At 64.0% G+C, this 21760-nt stretch carries 16 protein-coding genes; 12 read left to right on the top strand and 4 right to left on the bottom strand.

From position 1 onward, the window contains the following. Nucleotides 1-105 precede the first annotated feature (105 nt). Genes J3S28_RS08825 through J3S28_RS08815 form a run of 3 tightly spaced genes read left to right on the top strand, consistent with a single transcriptional unit; the run spans nt 106 to nt 2846 of the window. A complete protein-coding gene (locus J3S28_RS08825) occupies nt 106-960 on the top strand; it encodes an HpcH/HpaI aldolase/citrate lyase family protein (protein WP_207839715.1) in 855 nt (284 codons plus the stop codon). Next, nucleotides 957-1955: a MaoC family dehydratase gene (locus tag J3S28_RS08820; RefSeq protein WP_207839713.1), complete on the top strand. Its 999-nt coding sequence runs from the start codon at nt 957-959 to the stop codon at nt 1953-1955. Before J3S28_RS08825 ends, J3S28_RS08820 begins: the two co-directional genes overlap by 4 nt. Before the next feature lie 54 nt (nt 1956-2009). After that, on the top strand, nt 2010-2846 hold the full coding sequence (locus J3S28_RS08815) for an enoyl-CoA hydratase-related protein (protein ID WP_207839710.1): 837 nt from the start codon (nt 2010-2012) through the stop codon (nt 2844-2846). A gap of 19 nt (nt 2847-2865) precedes the next feature. On the opposite strand, the gene J3S28_RS08810 is transcribed toward J3S28_RS08815, so the two are convergent. Together J3S28_RS08810 and J3S28_RS08805 are read right to left on the bottom strand one after the other, a co-directional pair. Next, on the bottom strand, nt 2866-4137 hold the full coding sequence (locus J3S28_RS08810; RefSeq protein ID WP_207839708.1) for a benzoate/H(+) symporter BenE family transporter: 1272 nt from the start codon (nt 4135-4137) through the stop codon (nt 2866-2868). A gap of 237 nt (nt 4138-4374) precedes the next feature. Then, nucleotides 4375-4746 (bottom strand): cupin domain-containing protein, encoded by a 372-nt coding sequence (locus J3S28_RS08805; RefSeq protein ID WP_207839706.1) that lies wholly within the window; start codon nt 4744-4746, stop codon nt 4375-4377. A gap of 406 nt (nt 4747-5152) precedes the next feature. On the opposite strand from J3S28_RS08805, the gene J3S28_RS08800 reads away from it, so the two are divergent. Continuing rightward, complete coding sequence (locus J3S28_RS08800) at nt 5153-6619, top strand: aldehyde dehydrogenase (RefSeq protein ID WP_207839704.1); 1467 nt, start codon at nt 5153-5155, stop codon at nt 6617-6619. Between the two features lie 63 nt (nt 6620-6682). Here the strand turns inward: J3S28_RS08800 and J3S28_RS08795 are convergent, their stop codons facing one another. Continuing rightward, nucleotides 6683-7591 carry a LysR family transcriptional regulator gene (locus J3S28_RS08795; RefSeq protein ID WP_207839702.1) on the bottom strand — a complete coding sequence of 303 codons (909 nt, stop codon included), beginning with the start codon at nt 7589-7591 and terminating at the stop codon, nt 6683-6685. A 171-nt stretch (nt 7592-7762) separates the two neighbouring features. Here J3S28_RS08795 and J3S28_RS08790 point away from each other — a divergent pair, with 171 nt between their 5' ends. From J3S28_RS08790 to J3S28_RS08780, 3 genes are all read left to right on the top strand, one after another. Beyond that, nucleotides 7763-9103 (top strand): MFS transporter, encoded by a 1341-nt coding sequence (locus tag J3S28_RS08790; protein WP_207839701.1) that lies wholly within the window; start codon nt 7763-7765, stop codon nt 9101-9103. A gap of 130 nt (nt 9104-9233) precedes the next feature. After that, on the top strand, nt 9234-10820 hold the full coding sequence (mdlC, locus tag J3S28_RS08785; protein ID WP_207839699.1) for a benzoylformate decarboxylase: 1587 nt from the start codon (nt 9234-9236) through the stop codon (nt 10818-10820). Between the two features lie 27 nt (nt 10821-10847). After that, nucleotides 10848-12203, top strand: coding sequence for an FAD-binding oxidoreductase (locus J3S28_RS08780; RefSeq protein ID WP_207839697.1), 1356 nt, complete (start codon nt 10848-10850; stop codon nt 12201-12203). A 78-nt stretch (nt 12204-12281) separates the two neighbouring features. Here J3S28_RS08780 and J3S28_RS08775 read toward each other — a convergent pair whose 3' ends face one another. Then, complete coding sequence (locus J3S28_RS08775) at nt 12282-12791, bottom strand: DoxX family protein (RefSeq protein ID WP_207839695.1); 510 nt, start codon at nt 12789-12791, stop codon at nt 12282-12284. Nucleotides 12792-12922: 131 nt separating this feature from the next. Here J3S28_RS08775 and J3S28_RS08770 point away from each other — a divergent pair, with 131 nt between their 5' ends. The 5 genes from J3S28_RS08770 (at nt 12923) to J3S28_RS08750 (ending at nt 21741) form a co-directional block, all read left to right on the top strand. Next, a complete protein-coding gene (locus J3S28_RS08770) occupies nt 12923-14275 on the top strand; it encodes an MFS transporter (protein WP_207839693.1) in 1353 nt (450 codons plus the stop codon). Nucleotides 14276-14348: 73 nt separating this feature from the next. Continuing rightward, nucleotides 14349-15764, top strand: coding sequence for a benzoate 1,2-dioxygenase large subunit (benA, locus tag J3S28_RS08765; RefSeq protein WP_207839691.1), 1416 nt, complete (start codon nt 14349-14351; stop codon nt 15762-15764). A 2-nt stretch (nt 15765-15766) separates the two neighbouring features. Continuing rightward, nucleotides 15767-16282 carry a benzoate 1,2-dioxygenase small subunit gene (gene benB, locus J3S28_RS08760; protein ID WP_084836190.1) on the top strand — a complete coding sequence of 172 codons (516 nt, stop codon included), beginning with the start codon at nt 15767-15769 and terminating at the stop codon, nt 16280-16282. A gap of 10 nt (nt 16283-16292) precedes the next feature. After that, nucleotides 16293-19037 carry a benzoate 1,2-dioxygenase electron transfer component BenC gene (benC, locus tag J3S28_RS08755; RefSeq protein WP_207839689.1) on the top strand — a complete coding sequence of 915 codons (2745 nt, stop codon included), beginning with the start codon at nt 16293-16295 and terminating at the stop codon, nt 19035-19037. A 40-nt stretch (nt 19038-19077) separates the two neighbouring features. Next, nucleotides 19078-21741 (top strand): helix-turn-helix transcriptional regulator, encoded by a 2664-nt coding sequence (locus tag J3S28_RS08750; RefSeq protein ID WP_237341339.1) that lies wholly within the window; start codon nt 19078-19080, stop codon nt 21739-21741. The last annotated feature ends 19 nt before the right edge of the window (nt 21742-21760 follow it).

Here is a 21760-nt window from a genome sequence, read left to right as displayed (position 1 = left end):
CATATCAAGCCCACACTCAGCGTTTGGAGGCGAGGCCTTGACATTGTTGGGCAATCCCGCCAGTATTTGGCCGTACATATCTTTGTCGAAGTGAGGTAGTAGTCGATGCAACGACGCAGATCGGTGTTGGTCGTACCCGGGTCCGACCGCCGGAAGATCGACAAAGCTCTGACCCTTGAGGTCGATGAGGTGGTGCTCGACCTCGAAGATGCCGTGGTTCCGGCGCAGAAGGACGCAGCGCGGGCACTGGTGATCGAGGCGCTGGCGGGCGATGCGTCGCCCAGCGGTCCGCTGCTGTCGGTCAGGATCAACAGCATCGATTCTCGCTGGGCGCTTGATGATTTGGCCGCGCTGTCGACGACCGGGTCCGGGTTGACGAGTGTGGTCGTGCCGAAGGTCGAACGCGCCGAGCATCTCACCGCAGCCGCCCAGGCGTTGGGCACGCACCCGGCCGAACTGCAGGCACTGATCGAAACGCCGGCCGGCCTCACCCATCTCGACGACATCTGCGGCGCCACCGAGCGCCTGGCTGCGATAGTCATCGGTTATGCCGATCTCGCGGCAGCGCTCGGGCGCGAGCGCAACCTCCCGCCGCATCGATGGTCGGCCGTTCAGGACCGAATACTGATCGCCGCCCGTACCGCCGGTATCGCGGCCATCGACGGACCACACCTGTCCATCGCTGATGACGCGGATTTTCAGGCCGCGACCCGTTGGACGCGCGAGCTCGGTTTCGACGGCAAATGGGTCATCCACCCGGCCCAGATCGGCTTCACAGCGCAGGAATTCACTCCGACAGCCGATGCTGTCGCCGAGGCGAAGCAAGTCCTGCGTGCTCTCGCGGACGCCGAATCCAAGGGCGCTGGAGCTGCTTCGCTCGATGGTCAGATGCTCGATGAGGCCATCGCGGTGTCCGCGCGGCGGGTGCTGGCGCTGGCGGAAGGCGCTGAGGCGCGATGACCGAACCAAACCCCATCGAGGTGGGCGGTCCGTACTTCGACGAGCTGGTAGTGGGTCAGGTATTCGACACCGCGCCGTCGATGACGCTCACGGACGGCGCCGCGGCGATGCATCAGGCGATTCTCGGGGACCGGCTACGGCTACCGCTCGATGCGCACCTGTCCGCGGCCGTCACCGGCCGGTCCACCGCGCTGGCTCACCCCGGGCTGGTCTGCGATATAGCCATCGGCCAATCCACCCTGGCCACCCATCACGTCAAGGCGAACTTGTTCTACCGTGGCCTGCGGTTTCACGCGTTTCCGCATATCGGCGACACTCTCTACACCCAGACCGAAGTTGTCGGTCTGAGGGCGAACACCGTCAAATCGGGCAGGCGTCCGACCGGGTTGGCCGCGCTGCGGATGGAGACCGTCGACCAGAACGGCCGCAAGATCTTGGACTTCTACCGGTGCGCCATGATCCCGTTCTCGGATTCACCGCGCGATGGCGGCGAACCGGCGACCGATGACCTGTCGGCCATCGGGCCGGCCGACGAACCTGCGTACGGGATCCCGGAGGGCTGGGATCTCTCGGGGATGCCGGCGACCAGCGCGGGCCTTGCTGGGACCACGTTTCACAGCAGCGCCGATGTTGTCTCCAGCGCACCGGAATTGGCCCGATTGTCACTGAACATTGCCGCAACACACCATGATTCACGAGTCAACGGTGGTGCTCGGCTGGTGTACGGCGGGCACACCATCGGAATCGCACTGTCGCAGGCGACCAGGGCGCTACCGAACCTCGTCACCGTCCTCGGCTGGAAGTCGTGCGATCACCTCGGCCCAGTGCGGGAGGGTGACACCATCACGAGTCGGCTTCATGTCGACTCGGTGGAATCGATCAGCGGAGGAGCAACGCTACTGCGGCTGCGGTCGATTGCCGACGTCGTGGGCGGCGAAGATGGGCCGATTCCTGTCCTGGACTGGCGGTTCACAGCACTTGCGGCCGGCGGGTAGCGGCGGCGGGTCTACCGTGTGATCCAGAGCACCTGGACCCGAGGAGGAGACGTTGTGACCGCATGGAACTCAGGCGTGGTGGAACTGGAGCGCCGGGGGCCGATCGCGATCGTCCGGCTGAATCGGCCCGATCGCCTGAACGCGTTCACCAGCGAGATGCACGACCGGATCATCGAGGCGTTCGACGAGTGCGACGCCGACGACTCGGTCCGGGCCGTGGTGATCACCGGTGCGGGTCGGGCGTTTTGTGCGGGCGCGGACCTCGGCGGAGGTGGCGACACCTTCGTACTCGATGACAAGGGGTCCGGCGAAGCGCCGCCCGATGAGGGTGGCCGGGTCAGTCTGCGCATCTACCGGTCACTCAAGCCGGTGATCGCGGCCATCAACGGTCCGGCGGCAGGTGTCGGCGTCACGATGACTCTTCCCGCCGACATCCGCATCGCCGCGGACAACGCAAAATTCGGATTCGTCTTCACCCGCAGAGGCTTGGTGCCGGAAGCCTGCTCCAACTGGTTCCTGCCCCGCATCGTCGGGATCTCCACGGCACTCGAGTGGACCATCGGCGGCAAGATGGTCACGGCCACCGAAGCATTGGAACGCGGGTTGGTTCGTGAATTGGTGCCCGCAGATCAGGTACTGGATCGCGCCATCGCTGTAGCAACCGAGTTGACAGCAGGTGTGTCACCGGTGTCGGCCGCACTGACCCGACAGCTGATGTGGCAGATGCTCGGCGTCGAGAGCCCTGAGGTCGCGCACCGGGCCGAATCCAAAGCCATCTACATCCGCGGTACCTCCGACGATGTGCGAGAAGGAGTTACCGCGTTTCTCGACAAGCGTGTGCCGGAGTTCCCGCAGCGGGTATCCGAGGGGCTGCCACCGATCTTCGGGTAGCGACTGCGGCGCGCGCGGTTCAACCGCGGTCGTCGAGCAACCGGGTGACGACGACTCCGGCGACCAGCCCCCAGAAGGGGGCGCCGAGCCCTGCGACCTGAATACTCGAAATCGTCACCAGCAGTGTGATCAGCGGGCCCAGTGGCGGACGTTTCGATGTGTCCTCTGGTGAGTCCCTGAATGCTCCGACGAAGGCCCCGCGCAGGGCTTCGAACATCGCCAGTCCGGCCAGTGCCGCGACGAAACTCATTGGCACAACGGTGAGCAGCCTGACCAACATCGGGGCACTCAATCCGACGCCGATGGCCAGGACACCGCACGTGATCCCTGCTGTGTACTGGCGGTGCCGTTCGCCGACCGCGGTGAGCAGGGCGTTGGTCGGCCCGGCCAAACATGTGGAGATCGCGCCCAGGGGAGCCGCGAGCACCGACCAGACACCGCACAGGACCGTGACCACCTTCATCGGTGGGTGGTGACCTGCGGCAGTCAAGACGGCGGCGCCCTGCCCGTTCTGCACAGCGATGACGGTGATCGACAGCGGAACCACCAGCTGTCCGCACGCCGGCCAACTCCACACCGGTGCAACGAATTCTGGAGCGGCGACCAGCGGTAGCGACGCCGCCGCCGCCCCGAGTGGTTCGAATCCGCCGGTTGCTGCCAACGCGCCGAGACCGACGACAAGCGCGATGAGCACCGCGGGGACTTTGGCCGCCAACGCGGAGGATCTCGTCACCAGCAGCCATGCCACAACCATCAGTCCGGCGACAAGAACGTCAGAGGTTACAGCGCGGACCAGGCCGGTTCCGAAAGAGAGAAACGCCCCGGCGACCATCGCCATCACAACGCGGTGGGGGATCAGGGCCATGAGTCTCGCGACCAGGCCAGTCGCCCCGAGGACAGTGATCAGGATGCCGGTCGCGATGTAGGCACCGACCACCTCGGGCCACGTCAACGACTCCAGAGCCTGGCCCACGAGAACCGTGCCGGGGATTGTCCAGAAAAAGCTCAGCGGTAGCCGGTACACCCAGCTCGCGACGATCGTCAGAAGCCCGTTGAGAACGAAGACGCCGAAGATCCACGATGCCGTCTGGGACGCGGTCAGAGAACCGGCCGACGCCGCACCCATTAACACCGCGACGGGTCCGGTGGCGGAGAACAGCACACCGGTCGCGCCCGCACCGACGTATAGGCCGCCGAAATCGGCGACCAGCTGCCGACGACTTGGCGGTCGTTGCGCCGGACGCTCGAATCCGCCTGCTGTGGGGCGAAGTTCAGCTTCAGTGGAGCTCATGGGTCGTCACCGGTCGTGTGCCAATTCTGTTTTATCGCCGAAATAGTGAGGCCCGGGGATGACTGTGGACCCCGTCGCAAGGGTGTACGCGACGGCTTTGATCGTCGCTGAGTGTGCTCCACATCACATCAGGGTTTTGCCTAGGGCTGACCTAGGGGCAGGCACCCGCGCGGCGCTGTCGTCAGCGGCGAGGGGCCTAGCAGTTACACTGCAATGCCGACATATCTGAGCCTGGAGCTAACCCTGCATCGCCCGCCGCACCCCGTCGAGTAGTTCCTCGAACGCGACTTTCGGTGCGAAGTCCACGTATTCGGACTCTTCGATCGCTCCAGGGATGTGACCTGGGGCCCAGAAGAAGACATCGCCGGCGACGTATACGGTTCTGTCGCCATTCGACGTGGTGTAGATCGACCCTCTGAGTACATAGCCGTAGTGCGGGCATTGGCAGTGCCCGTTCTGGAGTAGCGAGAACGCAGCGGTGAAGTCTGCGCCGGCGGGCATTTTCACGTAATTCACGATCATGTCGTCACCGAGGTCTCGCATTCGCAACTCGAATCCGGTCTCGTCCTGCATGACGACTTCCAGATCAGCGGGGTCAATGGTGAACATCGGGGATCTCCTGGATCATGCTGGCGGGTGGTCGACGTCAGTGCCCATTGTCGGGTGGCTGGGTCTTGTCGACTGTCCGCATTTTCGGACACCGGCGGTGCTCAACTTCGACAGCAGGGCGCCCACCGGTGGATCGGTCCTCAAATCGTAGGCGTGCGGCAGCGAAAATGCGCACGACAAATGCCTAGTCCTGCACCGGGGTGCGTCGCGGTCTGCGCGGGATCGATGGCGGTCAAGCCCTGTGGAGGCCGAGCGAAGTGTTCGCTGCACTCGGTTGCCCCTTGACTGTGCGCGTGACGCAGCGCACAGTTGTACGTATTGCGATCAGTGCGTACGCAAAGCGTACGCGAGTATGCGGCTCGACAAGTTCTATCAACGCCAGCCCTGAGAGAGGTTTGACACCAAGATGAGTATCAGCACGCCGTCCGCGACGGTCACCAATTACGACAAGCTCTACATCGGTGGGGAGTGGCGTAGTCCTTCGGGGTCAGCGCGCATCACCGTCATCTCACCGAACACCGGCGAGCTCATCGGGGAGGTCCCGGACGGCGCGGAGGGGGACATTGATGCGGCGGTCGGTGCCGCCCGGCGGGCTTTCGATGATCCTCGGGGGTGGTCGGGTATCGCGCCCGCTGAGCGCGCCGGTCATTTGGAGCGTTTCGCCACCGAAATCGAGAAGCGCAAGGACGAGTTCGCTGAACGGGTGTCGTCACAGAACGGGATGCCGATCGGTGTCGCAAACCAACTGGAGGCGGTCTACCCTTCGACGCTGCTCCGCTACTACGCAGGCTTGATCGGTGAGCAAAAAGAAGAGGTTCGTGACGGCATGTTCGGCGGGAAGGTCGAGGTGCAGCGTTCGCCGATCGGGGTCGTCGGGGCCATCGTGCCCTGGAACTTCCCGCAGACGCTGGCGTCGTTCAAGTACGCGCCGGCGCTGGCGGCCGGGTGCACGCTGGTCATCAAGCCGTCGCCGGAGACCGTGTTGGATGCGTTCTTGCTCGCCGAAGCGGCTGACGCAGCGGGTATTCCGCCCGGTGTCATCAATATCGTTCCCGGTGGTCGTGAGATCGGCGCCCATCTGGTGTCGCACCCGAACGTCGACAAGATCGGGTTCACCGGTTCGACTGCGGCCGGCAAGTCGATCGCTGAGACGTGTGGCCGACTGTTGCGGCCGGTCACGCTCGAGCTGGGTGGCAAGTCCGCGACGATCGTGCTCGACGATGCCGAGCTGGATCTGGCCGCGATCGGCAACGATCTGTTCGTCGCGACGCTGGCCAACAACGGCCAGACCTGCTTTTTGGGAACCCGGGTGCTGGCACCGAAGTCGCGGTACGCCGAAGTGGTGGATGTGTTGACGGCGTTCGCCGGATCGATGACGATCGGCAATTCCCTTGCGGCGGATACTCAGATCGGCCCGATGGCCACAGAGCGTCAGCGGGATCGGGTCGAGGGTTACATCGCCAAGGGACGCAGCGACGGCGGCCGGGTGACAACCGGTGGCGGGCGGCCGTCGGACCAGGACCGGGGCTGGTTCGTGCAGCCGACCGTCTTCGCTGACGTCGACAACACGGCGACCATCTCCCGTGAAGAGATCTTCGGCCCGGTGCTGTCGGTCATTTCCTATGACGGCGACGACGAGGCGATTGCGATCGCCAACGACTCCGACTTCGGATTGGGCGGAACCGTGTGGAGCGCCGATCCCGAGCGGGCTCTGGGCGTTGCTCGTCGGGTGCAGACCGGCACCATCGGCCTCGGTCGTTACATCCCTGATCCGGCAGCACCTTTCGGTGGAGTCAAGCACAGCGGTATGGGCCGCGAACTCGGACCAGAAGGTCTTGCCGCCTACCAGAACCTCAAGTCGATCTACCGCTGAACCACCGGTCCGCCGAGGCGCCCTTCGGGGCCCTCGGCGGACCGGTCTCCACGTCCTGTTCGGCTATTTGGCGGACTGTGGCGATGTGAGAGCAGAGAGAATGAGTGTGCGGAGCCATTCGGTACCGGGGTCCGGGAGAATCCGCCTGAATGTATAGAGCCCGATTTCGACGCCCGGAACCGAAAAGGGTAGCGGAAATGTGCGCACGTCGGCCAGCCGCTCGAATTGGGCACTCACCGATGTGGGAATGATCGACAAATAGGGCGTACTTTCGATCAATTGCGGAAGCGGAGCGAAGTGTGCGAGTCGAACAGCGACGTCGCGGGTAACTCCTAAAGCGGTCAAAGATTTGTCGACGTCGGTATGACCGGTGGTCATGTCGACCGCGACGTGCCGCTCGCCTAAGAACACCTCGAGCGACGGCTCTGTGCCGACTCTCGGGTGATTCGACGTGCAGATCCCGCAGTAGGTGTCTTGTCTGAGAAGGTCTCTGCGCAAATCATTTCCGGGTAGATGCGGTGTGCAGATGGCTGCGTCGGCGTGGCCGTGTCGGAGTTCGTCGTCAACGACGTCGGTGTTGAGCGGGATCACCGTGAGAGAGACGTTCGGGGCCGATGTCGCCACCTTTGCCAGTATCTCCGGAAGGAGATTTATTTCGCCCAGATCGGTTGCGTGTAGCCGAAACTTGCGTCTCGACGTCATGGGATCGAACGTGCCGATCCCGCTGAGGGTGCCGTCCATGACGTCCAACGCCTGGCGCAGTCGCGGATAGATGTCGACCGCGAGCGCGGTGGGCCGCAAACCATCCGGTGACCGTCCGAAAAGATTGTCGTTGAGGTGTTTTCGCAGTCTCTTGAGAGCATGACTCACCGACGGCTGGGTCAATGACATGTGCTCGGCTGTTCTGGTCACATTCCGTGTCTCGTACAGCAGCACAAACGTGCGGACGAGGTTCAGGTCGAGTTCACTCACGGTTCCACGATAGATCACGCGCATGACGGTATTCCCAACATTCATTGGGCTAATTCAAAGTGTTGTCCTACTGTGATCCAGACCACGGAAAACAAATTGATTCTGTTATCTCACAACAGCCAGAGCCTTAGATTCTTTGTTTCCAAGCGTGAACCAATCGAGGAGTAAGAAATGATCACAGAATCTCGGGCGGCCTTGGGCCGCCCTGTCCATTCGCGGGCCAAGGTCGTCCTGTTGCTGTGCATGGCGGCAGTGATGTTCGAGGGGTACGACCTCGTGGCCTACGGAACCACGCTGCCGAAGATGCTCGATGACGGCATGTGGGGCATGGACGCCGCGACGGCAGGTGTGATCGGTAGCTACGCGCTTGTCGGAATGCTGCTGGGATCTCTGTTGACCGGCATCTTCGGGGACAGGGTCGGCCGCCGCCCGCTGATGATTGCGTCCACCGCTTGGTTTTCTCTCTTCATGGGTGTCAGCGCGATGGCGCCCAACGCGACGGTCTTCGGTGTCTCCCGGTTCTGCGTCGGTCTCGGTGTCGGTGCCCTGATTCCGATCGCGGCTGCAACGGCGGTTGAGTTCGCCCCCGAGGGCAAGCGCCATACATACAGCGCAATCGTGTGGTCGGCATTCCCCGGTGGTGGGGTTCTGGCTTCGTTGCTCGGACTGGTGTTGATCGAGCCGTTCGGGATTCGGGTCATGTACTGGATCGGTCTGGTGCCGTTCGTCGTGCTGGTTCCCCTGATGCTGTGGCGTCTGCCGGAGTCGCCGGCCTTCCTGCTAGCCCGCGGCCGAAAAGCGGAAGCGGATGCGACCGCCGATGCGGCGGGAATCGAACGCCCGGAACCGCCCGCTCCCGCCGAGAAGGTCGGCCCCCTCGGGTTGTTCACGCCCCAACTGCGCACCGCCACTCTGCTGTTCGGCGTCCTGAGTGCCTGTGGACTACTGCTCACCTACGCGCTGAATACGTGGCTCCCCAAGCTGATGAAATCGTCCGGTTTCGGTAGTGAGTCCGCCCTGACCTTCCTCTTGGTCCTCAATGCGGGCGCCATCATCGTTCCGTTGTTCGCGTCGAGGGTGTCGGACCGTGTCGGTCCCCAGCGGGTCACGGCTGCATCGCTCGCCGCCGCCGCGATCGCGATCCTCTTCCTCAGCATGGATGTCGATTCCTGGCTGCTGTATGTGCTGGCGTTCGTCGCCGGCGCAGGCACCATCGGTGCGCAGGTTCTCATCTACGGTTTCGCTGCGGCCTACTACCCGGCGTCGAGTCGAGCTGCCGGCGCTGCGTGGGTGGCATCCGTCGGACGCATCGGCGGCATCGCTGGTCCGACGTTGACGGGCTTCGTCATCGCCGGGAGTTCCAACGTCGCCCCGGCGTTCTACGTGTTCTCGGTGATCGCGGTCATCGGAGCTGTCGCGGCGATACTGGTGCCGCGTCAGCGTGCCGCGCAGGTGTCTGCCGACGTCACCGCTGGGCCGGTGTCGCTCGCGAATGTCGGTGATCAGAAGTGAAAAGGACACCGGCGATGGGCCGGGCTGCGGTTATTCACAATGTCTATGGCAGCCTGCACAGGATCTATTTGATCGATGACTGCGATGGTTCTAGCGTTGATGACACGAACTAGTCGGAGGTGAGGTAACGATGGCAACGACCAGTGAAGCCACATATGCACTGCTGCGTGCGCACGGTTTGACAACCATCTTCGGAAATCCGGGCTCGAACGAATTGCCGTTCCTCTCAGGAATGCCCGCAGACTTCCGCTACATCCTTGGCCTCCACGAGGGCGGGGTGGTGTCGATGGCGGACGGGTATTCGTTGGTCCGCGGGGAGGGCGCGTTCATCAATTTGCACGCTGCCTCCGGCTCGGGCAACGCCATGGGCGCACTGACGAACTCGGTGTACTCTCACAGCCCGTTGATCGTCACGGCAGGACAGCAGGTTCGGTCCACCATCGGGCAAGAGGTGATGCTCGCGAACGTTGATGCGCCCAGCCTCATGCGCCCGCTGGTGAAGTATTCCGCCGAGCCCACCTGCGCGGAGGACGTACCGCGCACGATGAGTCAGGCCATCAACCTTGCGACCTCAGCGCCCCGTGGCCCTGTCTATGTCTCGGTGCCCTACGACGATTGGGCGAAGGACGCGGCGGAGGACAGCGCGGAGGAATTGAGCAAGCGCGTTGTCCATTCAGGTACAGGCCTTTCCGAGACGCAGCTGGATCGACTCACGTCGCTGTTGGCGGAGGCCGAAAACCCGGTCTTGATACTGGGTCCCGCAGTCGACGCACAGGCAGGAAACGACGATGCGGTCACCCTCGCGGAGAAGCTGCAGGCGCCGGTCTGGATCGCACCATCACCTTCTCGGTGCCCCTTCCCGACGCGGCACCCTGCGTTCCGGGGGGTGTTGCCGGCTGGAATTGCTGATCTCGCAGCAGCTCTGGACGGGCACGACCTCGCAGTGGTGATCGGTGCTCCGGTGTTTCGCTATCATCAGTATGTTCCCGGCCGGTACCTTCCGTCCGGCACATCACTCGTGCACCTCACCGACGATCCGTCGGAAGCCTCACGCGCGCCCGTCGGCGAAGCGTTTGTGGTGCCCGTCGGGGCGGCGCTCGCGGCACTGGCCGAGTCGGTTCCCCCGACGCAGCGAGAACCGCTGCGGCCCCTGCCTGATTTCGCCGAACCCGAAGTCCACGCCGGTGGCCTCGATCCGGCCCACCTGTTTGCCCGAATCCGGACTCAGGCCCCCGACGACGCGATCTACGTGAACGAATCCACGTCCACGTCAGATGCATTCTGGTCGCAGATGGACCTGAGTCAGCAGGGAAGCTACTTCTTCCCGGCCTCGGGCGGTCTCGGATTCGGCCTGCCGGCCGCGGTGGGCGCGCAACTGGGTTCGGCGGATCGACAGGTGATCGGCCTGATCGGGGACGGGTCGGCAAACTATGGGATCACTGCGCTGTGGACGGCCGCGCAGTATGAGATCCCGGTCGTCGTCATCATCCTCAAGAACGGGACGTACGGCGCACTGCGGGGATTCGGTCGATTGCTGAAGACAGGGGAGACCCCCGGCCTGGATGTCCCGGACATCGATTTCGTCCATCTCGCAGAGGGATACGGCGTCAGTGCGGTGTCGGTCGACAACGCGGACGACTTTGATTCCGCGTTCAAGGAGGCTTTGAGTGTTCGGAAGCCTCGCCTGATCGAAGTCACCACCACCTACACAGCCTGACCAGAGTCGGTCGAGGAGGTCCGAACAATGCTCACCGAACTACGGAAACAGTTGCCCGCCGAAGCCGTCGTCACCGATTCCGATGTGGTGGAGGGGTATCGGCGCGATAGTGCAGATCTCGTTGCCGCAGGGACGCCGCTCGCGCTGCTGCGGCCGTCGAACACCACCGAGGTACAGACCATCATGGCCTGGGCCAGTGCCACCGGGACCATCGTGGTGCCGCGTGGTGCTGGAACGGGACTTTCGGGCGGCGCCACGGCCATCGATGGCTGCGTCATCGTATCCATGGAGCGAATGACCATAATCCGGAACTTCGACCCCACCAATGGAACGGTCACGGTGGAAGCCGGCGTGATCAACGCGGACGTCGGCAGGGCGGTCGCCGATCGAGGCCTGTTCTATCCGCCGGACCCGGGGAGCTTCGAAGTCTCGACCATCGGTGGGAACCTGGCCACCAACGCCGGTGGTATGCGGTGCGTGAAGTATGGGGTGACCCGCAACTCGGTGCTCGGTCTCGAGGTTGTGCTCGCCGATGGACGACTCCTTCGTACCGGCGGAAAGACCATCAAAAATGTTGCAGGGCTGGACCTCACCCAACTGTTCGTCGGTTCCGAGGGCGTGCTGGGGATCATCACCGCGGCGACACTGCGCCTGCGTCCGACTCCGGTCGCCACTGCGACGTTCGTGGCGAGTTTCGCTGATCTGGAGGCCGGGGGAGAGGCGCTGAACGCCATCTTCGCCTCGGGGGCCACCCCGAGCATGCTCGAGATCATGGACAACGCCACCATCAACGCCGTCGAGAATCACCAGCGGATGGACCTCGACAGGAATGCGGCGCTGCTCATCCTCGGCCAGACCGATGGGTCAGATGCGGAGCGGCAAGCGGACGAGATCGTCGACGTCTGCGAAAAGCACGGCGCCGAACTCGCTATGGCGACATCTGATCCGCAGGAAGGCGAGATGCTCATGCGGCCACGGCGTCTCGCCGGGTGGGCGACAATGGAGCAGTCGCCGACGGTGATCGAGGATGTGGGAGTACCCAGGACCAGACTGCCCGAGTTGCTCGGGAAAATTGCGAAGATTTCGGCGGACACCGGGCTCAGCATCGCGACGGTGGGGCACGCCGGCGACGGCAACGTACATCCGATGTTGCAACTGCCCGATCTGAGCGATGCATCACGGGCACGTGCGATGGAAGCGGCGGACCAAATCTGCGCTGCCGCATTGGAACTGGACGGAACGATCACCGGCGAACACGGAATCGGGGAACTCAAGCGTCATTGGCTACCGAACCAGCTCGACGAGGTATCGCTCGACGTACAGGCGAGCGTCAAAAGATCGCTGGATCCGTCTGGGATCCTCAATCCGGGGCGTGGGTTCTGAGAGCACCCACTATCGTGGCGAACCAGGACTACAGATGCGTGGGCTTTCGGGACCGAACATCGCGTAGGTGGAGTACATCTACTGTGGGCGGTGGAAGACGGCCAACTGCGCGCCGGCAGCCACCAGACCTACTCCGGCCGCGACCGCGGTCGCCTGGCCCGAGGTGAGTTTGGTGTCGAGCCCTAAAGCGCGGTCGACACTGAAGCGTCCTGGCCCGATGGCGGCAAGCGCAATTGCTGCTACGGAGAGATTCGCAACGTACTCCCAGCCTTCTGAAGTGATGAAGAAGCCATTGGGCTGGTGAACCGACCGCGCTGCGACGGCCATGGTGCCGACGACGGCGGCCGCAGCCAGCGGGGTGCCGGCTCCGGCGACGATGGCAGTGCCTGCGCCGACCTCGACGACGGCGGAGGCTTGCGCCTGGAGTTTCGGTTGTTTGAAGCCGATGGACCCGAACCAGCCGGCAGTGCCCTCGAGGCTGCGGCCGTGTTTGACGCCATGGGCGATCATAGTGCCGCCGATGGCGGCGCGGAGCAGGAGCTGCACTGCGGTGTGGTCTGACGTCGGCTTGGTGAACAGACGTGTCATTGTCTCGAAACCCTTCGCTGTATCGGATGGCTCATTGCAGAACCCAGGTCGACACTAGGCAAGACCCTGGTGTGACGAACACCACAGACCTCCATGCTCTGTGAAGCAGCCCATCAACATCGGGAGTTCTCGTGACTACCTCACCACCGACCTGGTCCGGACCGGAACACCGCAAGAGTGTTCTGTGGATCGTCGCCCTCGCCACTGCCGCCATCGTCTTCGATGGCTACGACCTCGTCGTGTACGGCACCGTCTTGCCCACTCTGCTCGATGATCCGTCGCAACTGGGCAATCTGTACCCGGGAACGGCCGGCGCACTCGGTTCGTACGCACTTGTCGGCGTGATGGTCGGCGCCCTCGCGGCCGGCACTGTCGGTGACCGGATCGGCCGCCGTCGGACGATGCTCATCAACATCGTCTGGTTCTCGGTCGGAATGGCCGCGACGGCCACTGCGCAGAGCATCCTGTCGTTCGGCATTTTGCGCTTCCTCACCGGGATTGGCGTCGGTGGACTCGTGGCCACGGTGGGTGCGATGATCGCCGAGTTCGCGCCCCCGGGAAAGCGGAACCTGTACAACGCCATCGTCTACAGCGGGATCCCGGTCGGTGGCGTTCTTGCCGCGACGCTCGCGATTCTGTTGGAGGACCACATCGGCTGGCGCGGTCTGTTCTGGATCGGCGCGCTACCGCTCGTCGTTCTGCTCCCGCTGGCGATGCGCAAGATGCCGGAGTCGCCTCGCTGGCTGATCTCTCGAGGACGCCCGGATGACGCGCGAAACGTCTGCAACGTTACCGGTATTCCGTTCCCCGACGATACGGTCGCCGCGCCCGCCACCGACGGTGTTGGATTCGCCGTGCTGGCGACCAAGAAGTACGTCACACCAACCGCCTTACTGGGATTGATGAGCTTTTCCGGTTTGCTACTCACCTACGGGCTCAACACCTGGCTACCGCAGATCATGAAGAACGCGGGCTTCGACGCCAAAGGCTCGCTGGCCTTTCTCTTGGTCCTCAACGGTGGCGCAATCGTGGGTGGTCTCATCGCCTCCCGGCTCGCCGACAAACGTGGCCCACAACGGATTGTGGCCACCAGCTTCTGCCTCGCGACGTTCGCGTTGATCTGCCTGACCCTCGGATTCCCGCTGCCGATCCTGCTCGCGGCGGTCGCCGTCGCCGGGACGGGAACGATTGGGACGCAGGTCCTCATCTACGGGTACGTCTCGAACTACTATCCGACCAATGCTCGGGCGGCCGGGGTGGCCTGGTGCGCCGGATTCGGACGCCTCGGCGGCATCGTCGGCCCGATGATGGGCGGTCTTCTCCTCGGTGCCGGGATCAGCTCCGCCAGCGCCTTCTACATCTTCGCCGGCGTCGCGCTGGTCGGTGCCGGGGTCACCATGCTCGTGCCCGCCAACACCGATGACGTCGTGCCGGAGCCGGCGCGCCACACCGCCGCAGCCGCGACCCCCCTGGGTAGTGACTAGGTCAATGCCTAGTGTGACCCACGCCACTGAATGCGAATCTGGCAACAGCCCGCTTTGAACCCGGAGGTACATCATGAGCGCACCCACTGCCGACAATCTCGGCCACATCGCGACGGTTCTGTCCGACGCCGTCATCGACGACCACGACGCCGGGATCTTCCGCGCGAACCGTCGCATCTTCACCGACGAAGACGTCTTCGAACTGGAGATGAAACACATCTTCGAGGGCAACTGGATCTACCTTGCCCACGAAAGCCAGCTCCCCAACCCGGGCGACTACTTCACGACCTACATCGGCAGGCAGCCGGTCGTCATCACCCGCGCCAAAGACGGTGAGATCCACTGCCTGATCAACGCGTGCGCACACCGCGGAGCCATGTTGTGCCGACGTAAGACGGATAATCGGATGACGTTGACCTGCCCATTCCACGGCTGGACGTTCCGCAACGACGGCACGTTGCTGAAGGTGAAAGATCCCGACGGCGCCGGCTACCCCGAGACGTTCGACGTCAACGGATCTCACAACCTGACGAAGGTCGCGCAGTTCGACAGCTACCGCGGGTTCCTGTTCGGCAGCCTCAACCCGGATGTGCTCACGCTGGACGAGCACCTCGGCGACACCACCAAGGTCATCGACATGCTCGTCGACCAGTCGCCCGAGGGGCTCGAGGTACTGCGGGGGTCGTCGACCTACACCTTCGACGGCAACTGGAAGGTGCAGGCGGAGAACGGCGCCGACGGCTACCACGTCAGCGCGGTGCACTGGAACTACGCGGCGACGACCTCGCGGCGCGGCACGGGGGAGTCGAAGAACGACACCAAAGCGCTCGATGCCGGCGGCTGGGGTAAATCCGGTGGCGGCTACTGGTCGTACCCGAACGGGCACCTGTGCCTGTGGACCTGGGCGGCCAACCCCCAAGACCGTCCGCTGTGGGACCAGATGGATGAGCTCAAGAAGCAGCACGGAGATGCCAAGGGCGAGTTCATGGTCAAGGGCTCCCGTAATCTCTGCCTGTACCCGAACGTGTACCTGATGGACCAATTCTCCACGCAGATCCGGCATTTCCGGCCCATCGCGCCGGACAAGACCGAGGTCACGATCTACTGCATCGCCCCCAAGGGCGAAAGCGACGCAGCCCGGTCGCATCGGATCCGGCAGTACGAGGACTTCTTCAACGCCTCCGGAATGGCCACCCCCGACGACCTCGAAGAGTTCCGCTCCTGCCAGCTCACCTTCCGCGCGCAGGCTTCGCCATGGAACGACATGAGCCGCGGCGCCGAGCACTGGAAGAACGGACCGGATCCGGTTGCGGAATCCCTGGGAATGAACGGCGTGATCTCGTCCGGGCTCAAGAACGAGGACGAGGGTCTGTACCCGGTGCAACACGGCTACTGGCTCTCGGCAATGCACACCGCCCTGGACAACGAACGTCTCGCCGAATCCGACGGTGTCGCGTCTCGCAACGGCACAGCTACGAAGGAGGCATGATCATGACCACCACCGAAACCTCCAGCACCCTGATCACGCAGAATGCGATCGAGCAGTTCCTGTACCGCGAGGCCCGATACCTCGACGATCGGGAGTTCGAGAAGTGGCTCGAGTGCTACGCCGACGACGTTGTCTACTGGATGCCGTCCTGGGACGATGCCGACCTGCTGGTCGAGAACCCGCAACGCGACATCTCTCTGATCTACTACGGCAACAAGGGTGGTCTGGAGGATCGTGTCTTCCGGATTCGGACAGAGCGTTCCTCGGCGACATCGCTTCCCGAGCCGCGCACCAGCCACAACATCAGCAACGTCGAGGTGATCGAACGACGCGGAGACCTGGTCGACGTCCGGTTCAATTGGCACACCATGTATTTCCGTTACAAGACCGTCGACCCCTATTACGGGACGTCCTTCTACACGATCGACTTCTCTGGGGAGCAGCCCCTCATCCGGCGCAAGACGATCGTCCTGAAGAACGACTACATCCACCACGTGGTGGACATCTACCACTTCTGAAGGGCGCATCATGACAACCACCCAGGAGGCACCCGCCGACACGGGCGGTCACCAGGTCGCCCTCTCTTTCGAGGACGGCGTCACTCGATTCATCAACTGTCGCACCGATCAAACGGTCGCGGACGCGGCCTACCGTCAGCGAATCAACATCCCGCTCGACTGTCGAGATGGGGCTTGCGGCACGTGCAAGGCGCTGTGCGAGTCAGGTGACTTCGACGGCGGCACGTACCTGTCTGATGCCTTGTCCGACGACGAGGCCGCAGCCGGGTACAGCCTGCCCTGCAGCATGAAGCCGCGGTCCGACCTCGTCCTGCAGATCGCGGCAACGTCAGCCATCGCCAAGACCGAGGCCGCCACATTCTCCGGGAAACTTACGGAGCTGGAGAGGATCTCGCCGACCACCGTGCGATTCGGCGTCGAGATCCCTAACCGGTCCGATCTGGTGTTCTTGCCCGGCCAGTACGTGAACATCTCGGTGCCTGGCACCGATGTCAAGCGCTCGTACTCGTTCAGCAACGGCCCGCACGAGGAGCGGTTGACCTTCCTCGTCAAGCTTACTTCCGGTGGCGCCATGTCGGACTACCTGACCGAGCGGGCGGAAGTCGGTGACGCACTGACGTTCACCGGCCCCCACGGATCGTTCTTTCTTCGCGAAGCCGATCGGCCGGTGCTGCTGCTCGCCGGCGGAACCGGTTTGGCGCCGATCCTCTCGATGCTGCGCAAGCTCCGCCGCGAGGGAAGCGAGCGCACCGCCCACCTGATCTATGGGGTCAGCACAGACGACGATCTGGTCGAAACCGCTGAACTCGACGAACTCGCCTCCACGCTCGATGGCTTCACCTGGGATCACTGCGTGTCCGACAAGGCCACCACCGCGGTCAACAAGGGCTACGTGATGAGTCTGATGAAGCCGGAGCATCTCCACGATGGCGATGTGGCCATTTACCTCTGCGGCCCTCCGCCGATGGTCGAATCGGTCCGGGGGCACGTCAAGGACTCCGGTATCGACCCGACCGGGTTCTACTACGAGAAGTTCGCCCTCGCGGCAGCGCCCGGTACGCCCGACACCGCATCGGTGACAACGGCCGAAGCCGAACCCGAGATGGTCGAAGAGCTGCTGTTGTCTCCTGATGCCCGGGCGATCGCGGGCCAGGAAGTGCTGCACGTTTCGACCCTGGAGGCCTGGCCGGAGTCGGTCACGGTCTCCGATCACGGCGACGTGCTTCGGCGCATCGCCGGACAGCTGGTCTCACCCCGGTTCGCCGACGGCGACGAGACATCCTCCGGCCCAGTTGATCCGGACGCGGGCCTCATCTCCGGTCTCGATACCGGGGCTCGCACCATCGCTGGACAAACGGTGTTCCCGGCAGTCGAGGCCGTCGCCATGACGCCACCGGCTCCCGACGACACCCCAGCGGCACCGGCCACCTCTCCGGCACCGGCTACATCTGTTGAGCGGGCACCGATCACCGTCGGTGACGGTGGGTACGAGATCGGCGAGGATCATCCGGCCGTGCACGAATCCGATGCGATCTTCGAAGCGCGCCGAGCACTGGAGTTGGGTGCTCTGGAGGTGACATTGGGTCGCCTGAACAGCAGGCAGCTGGCCGGGTACAGGTTGCTCGCCGAGTCGACGCTGCCACACGTCGAAGACGATCATTTCGTGAACGCGGCGGAGTACACCGAGACGAATGCCGCGTTCCACGACTACCTGTTCACATTGACCGGCAATCAGCATCTGCTGCAGGCATATACGGCGCTGGGTGTGAAGGGTCGGATGAGCGAGGTGCTCCGGAACGCCACCTGGTGTCACCCGCTCTGCGCGCAGGACCACATGGACATCGTGTCGGCGTTCGAGGCGGGGGACCGCGAGGAGGCGCGGGCATTGATCGTCGCCCATGCCGACCGGTCCAAGCAGACGATGCGTCGGGCGATGGCCGACAATCTGGCCGCGCAGGCGCCGCGATTTGTGACACCCGGTAGATTCGCCGGCAAAGTCGTTGTCGTCACGGGAGCGGCGCAGGGCATCGGCGAGCGTATTGCCCGTCGGATCAGCTCCGAGGGCGGCAAACTCGTGGTTGCCGACCGTTCCGAAATCGTCAAGGAGCTGGCCGACGAACTATCTGTCAACGGCCCCGAAACCTGTCCTGTCACAGCAGATCTTGAACACTGGGAGGGCGCGGAAAATCTCGTCCAGCAGTCGTTGTCGGCATTCGGACGAATCGACGTCCTGATCAACAACGTGGGCGGCGCGATCAATTTCAAACCGTTCATCGAGTTCACGGACGCCGAGATTCGAGCCGAGATCGATCGCTCGCTGTTCACGACGCTGTACGCCTGCCGGGCCGTCTTGCCGTCGATGGTCGAGCGGGGCGACGGCGTGATCGTCAACGTGTCCTCGGCAGCCACCCGGGGAATCAACCGCATCCCGTATTCGGCAGCAAAGGGCGGCATCAACGCCATCACGGCGTCACTTGCCATGGAGTACGCCAATGCCGGAATCCGCGTGGTCGCGACGGCGCCGGGCGGGACGGAGGCGCCTCCGCGGCGTATTTCGCGCGGTACACCGGAGCCGAAGGACAGCACCGAGCAAGGCTGGTTCCAGGCGCACATCGACCAAACGCTGTCGTCGTCGCTGATGCACCGGTACGGCACCCTCGACGAGCAGGCAGCGCCGATCTGCTTCCTGGCCTCGCCGGAGGCGTCGTACCTGACCGGGACGGTGTTGCCGGTCGCGGGCGGTGATCTGGGCTGAACGCGCAAGTCGGTGGTCGGTCGACGATTAGGCTTGATCGATGAGATCGGCGACGGTGTGTGTGGGACGAGAAGGCGAACTCGCCGCGCTCGCCGGGCACCTGTCGGAAGCTGGTACCGGTGACGCCACGATCGTGGCCGTGACGGGCGAACCGGGCATCGGGAAGAGCTCGGTCGTGCGATGTCTCGCCGAGCACCACAAGGGACCGGTGTGGCGGGCGCGCTGCGCATCATGGGAAACGGAGACTTCTGGCGCAGTTCTCCACCAGCTGTTTCAGCAGGATCTGCCCGGCTCGCCGATAGTCGTCGCCGACCAGATTCTTGATCACCTGGAGTTCGAGGACGGCACGGGCGGCGTCCGTCTCATCGTGATCGAGGATGCCGAGTTCGCCGATGAAACCTCGCTCCACGCGCTGGTGTCCGCGGTGCGCCATCATCGGGGTCTACCACTGCTGGTGGTGCTCACCGTGGGAGATGCCGACTCTGCTGCTACGACGCTCGCCTCGGACGTCATTGTGATGTCTGGGTTGGCGGTCTCTGATGTCGCCGAACTCGCTGGGAATCACGGGTACACATTGCATCCGGCCGTCGCTCAGGCCCTCACCGATCACACGGGAGGGAGCCCGGGACACGTGGTCGCGTTGCTTGACGAAGTCTCGGACTCGGTGTGGACGACACCGGGGTCGTCGCTGCCGGCACCGAGGCATGTTGTTGCAGACGTCCGCGAGCGGTTGTCGCGGTGCGGTGCGCAGGGACAGGCATTGGCGATGGCCTTGGCCATCCTCGGTGAGGAAGGCTCGCTCACCGAAGTCGCGCAACTGGCAGATCTGACATCTCCACTGGCTGCCATCGATGAGGCTTCCGCGGCTCGTCTGGTGACCCGGTCGCTCGAACCCGGGCGGATCTACGAGGTGGATCTGATTGATTCGATGACGCGCGTTGCGCTGGTGGAGCTGATGGGCGCGCACGCCGCCGGGGAAGCGCACCAACGCGCCGCCGAAATCGTGATCGACCGTGGACGCAGCCTGATCCACCGTGTCAGTGCGACTCCGATGCCCGACGCCGAACTTGCTGACGAAGTCGAAGCGCTGGCCCTGGAACGTGGTGCCGGTGGGGCCTGGGCCGAGGCGGCTGGGCTCTTCCAGGAAGCGAGTCGCCTCTCGCTCGATTCAGTGCTGCGTGATCAGAGGCTCATCCGCACAGCGGATTCGCTGGTCGCAGCTGGCGACGTCACGTGTGCGCTCGCCTTGGTTCCAGTCCTCGAGGCATTGCGGGAGACACCGCTGCGGGACGCCGTTCTCGCGTACCTCGCAATCGTTCGCGGTCGCGCCGCCGAGGCGGAACTCCGTCTGGGTCGTGCCTGGGACATCGTCGATCCCGAATCCGATCCCGATTCGGCGGCGCTGATCGCTCAACGGTTCGTCCTGCATTCATTGAGTCGTTGCCGGAGTGCAGAATTGGTCGAATGGGCCGACAGAGCGCTGGAGCTCGCAGACTACGACTCGCCGGCGGGTATCGAGGCCGCCGCCATACGTGGTCTCGGTCTGGGCTCGTCAGGCCGGCCTGATCTGGCCGCCGAGGCGTATGCGAGCCTTTCCGAACGGGTGCACCACGGAGTCCAGGCTCAGCGGGTGACTCTGGGGCGCGGGTGGCTACAGCTGGCCCAGGATGATCTCGACGGGGCCAGGAGCACACTGGAGACGGCGGTGGCCACCGCGCACCTGGGAGGGTCAGCGCGAATCACATTGTGGGCGTACGGGTGGCTCGGACGTGTGCAGTTCCTCACCGGTGACTGGGATCAAGCTCTGCGGACCGTGGCTGCCGGTCGTGTGCTTGCGGAGTCCAGTGGGATCGTGTTGGCGACGCCGCTCTTGGAGTGGACCGTCGCACAGATCGGCGCACTTCGAGGCACGTGGCAAGATGCCGACGCAGCGGTGCAGAGAGCAGGCGCCGTGACACAAGACTACGAGATCATGAGAGCGCCGGTGTTCTTCGCGCGAGCACACATCGCCGAAGCGTCCGCCGACTACGGCGCCGTGGTCAGAGCGCTCGACGAAGTCCGCAAGATGTCGTCGACCACGTCTTTGAGACACCCCGGATTCTGGCCGTGGGCGGACATACTCGCCAACGCGCTGGTTGTGGACGGCAAACTTGATGCCGCCGAGGAGTTCCTGCAGTCTCAAGAATTGGTTGCCGACGAGATGGGCCATCGATCCACCCAGGCGCGGCTCGGCTACGCGCGCGGCAGATTGCTCGGCGCGACAGGCGATCTGGTCGGTGCCCGACGATCCTTCGAGCGTTCACTGTCGCTGCTCGACGGGCTGCCGCTGCGATACGACCTGGCCCGCGTGAACTTCGCCTACGGGCAGACCCTGCGACGAGCGGGCAAGCGCGGAGAGGCCGATCCGGTGCTGGCAGCCGCACGCGACATCTATCAGTCCCTCGGGGCGACCACACTGGTGGAGCGCTGCGAGCGTGAGCTCCGCGCGGGCGGCGTCAACGCCAAGCTGCCCCGGGGCGACATCAGCCTCACACCCCAGGAAGAGGCTGTGACCAGGCTTGTCTGCCAGGGTTTTACGAACCGCGAGGTAGCGTCGGAGCTGTTTGTGTCAGCAAAGACGGTCCAGTATCACCTGACGCATGTATACGCCAAGCTGGGGATTCGGTCACGGGTCGACCTGGCTCGGGTGTACGGCACGGACTGACACTTTGCCGGCGGAGGAG

It is taken from the genome of Williamsia soli (assembly GCF_017377795.1).
Taxonomy (GTDB): Bacteria; Actinomycetota; Actinomycetes; order Mycobacteriales; family Mycobacteriaceae; genus Williamsia; species Williamsia soli.
The sequence above is the reverse complement of the archived record's forward strand: the minus strand, read 5'-3'. Positions and strand labels throughout refer to the sequence as shown.

Coding starts and splice junctions, on each gene's coding strand:
- J3S28_RS08825 (WP_207839715.1), top strand. CDS start 106: ATGCAACGACGCAGATCGGTGTTGGTCGTACCCGGGTCCGACCGCCGG.
- J3S28_RS08820 (WP_207839713.1), top strand. CDS start 957: ATGACCGAACCAAACCCCATCGAGGTGGGCGGTCCGTACTTCGACGAG.
- J3S28_RS08810 (WP_207839708.1), bottom strand. CDS start 4,137: ATGAGCTCCACTGAAGCTGAACTTCGCCCCACAGCAGGCGGATTCGAG.
- J3S28_RS08805 (WP_207839706.1), bottom strand. CDS start 4,746: ATGTTCACCATTGACCCCGCTGATCTGGAAGTCGTCATGCAGGACGAG.
- J3S28_RS08800 (WP_207839704.1), top strand. CDS start 5,153: ATGAGTATCAGCACGCCGTCCGCGACGGTCACCAATTACGACAAGCTC.
- J3S28_RS08790 (WP_207839701.1), top strand. CDS start 7,763: ATGATCACAGAATCTCGGGCGGCCTTGGGCCGCCCTGTCCATTCGCGG.
- mdlC (WP_207839699.1), top strand. CDS start 9,234: ATGGCAACGACCAGTGAAGCCACATATGCACTGCTGCGTGCGCACGGT.
- J3S28_RS08780 (WP_207839697.1), top strand. CDS start 10,848: ATGCTCACCGAACTACGGAAACAGTTGCCCGCCGAAGCCGTCGTCACC.
- J3S28_RS08775 (WP_207839695.1), bottom strand. CDS start 12,791: ATGACACGTCTGTTCACCAAGCCGACGTCAGACCACACCGCAGTGCAG.
- benA (WP_207839691.1), top strand. CDS start 14,349: ATGAGCGCACCCACTGCCGACAATCTCGGCCACATCGCGACGGTTCTG.
- benB (WP_084836190.1), top strand. CDS start 15,767: ATGACCACCACCGAAACCTCCAGCACCCTGATCACGCAGAATGCGATC.
- benC (WP_207839689.1), top strand. CDS start 16,293: ATGACAACCACCCAGGAGGCACCCGCCGACACGGGCGGTCACCAGGTC.
- J3S28_RS08750 (WP_237341339.1), top strand. CDS start 19,078: ATGAGATCGGCGACGGTGTGTGTGGGACGAGAAGGCGAACTCGCCGCG.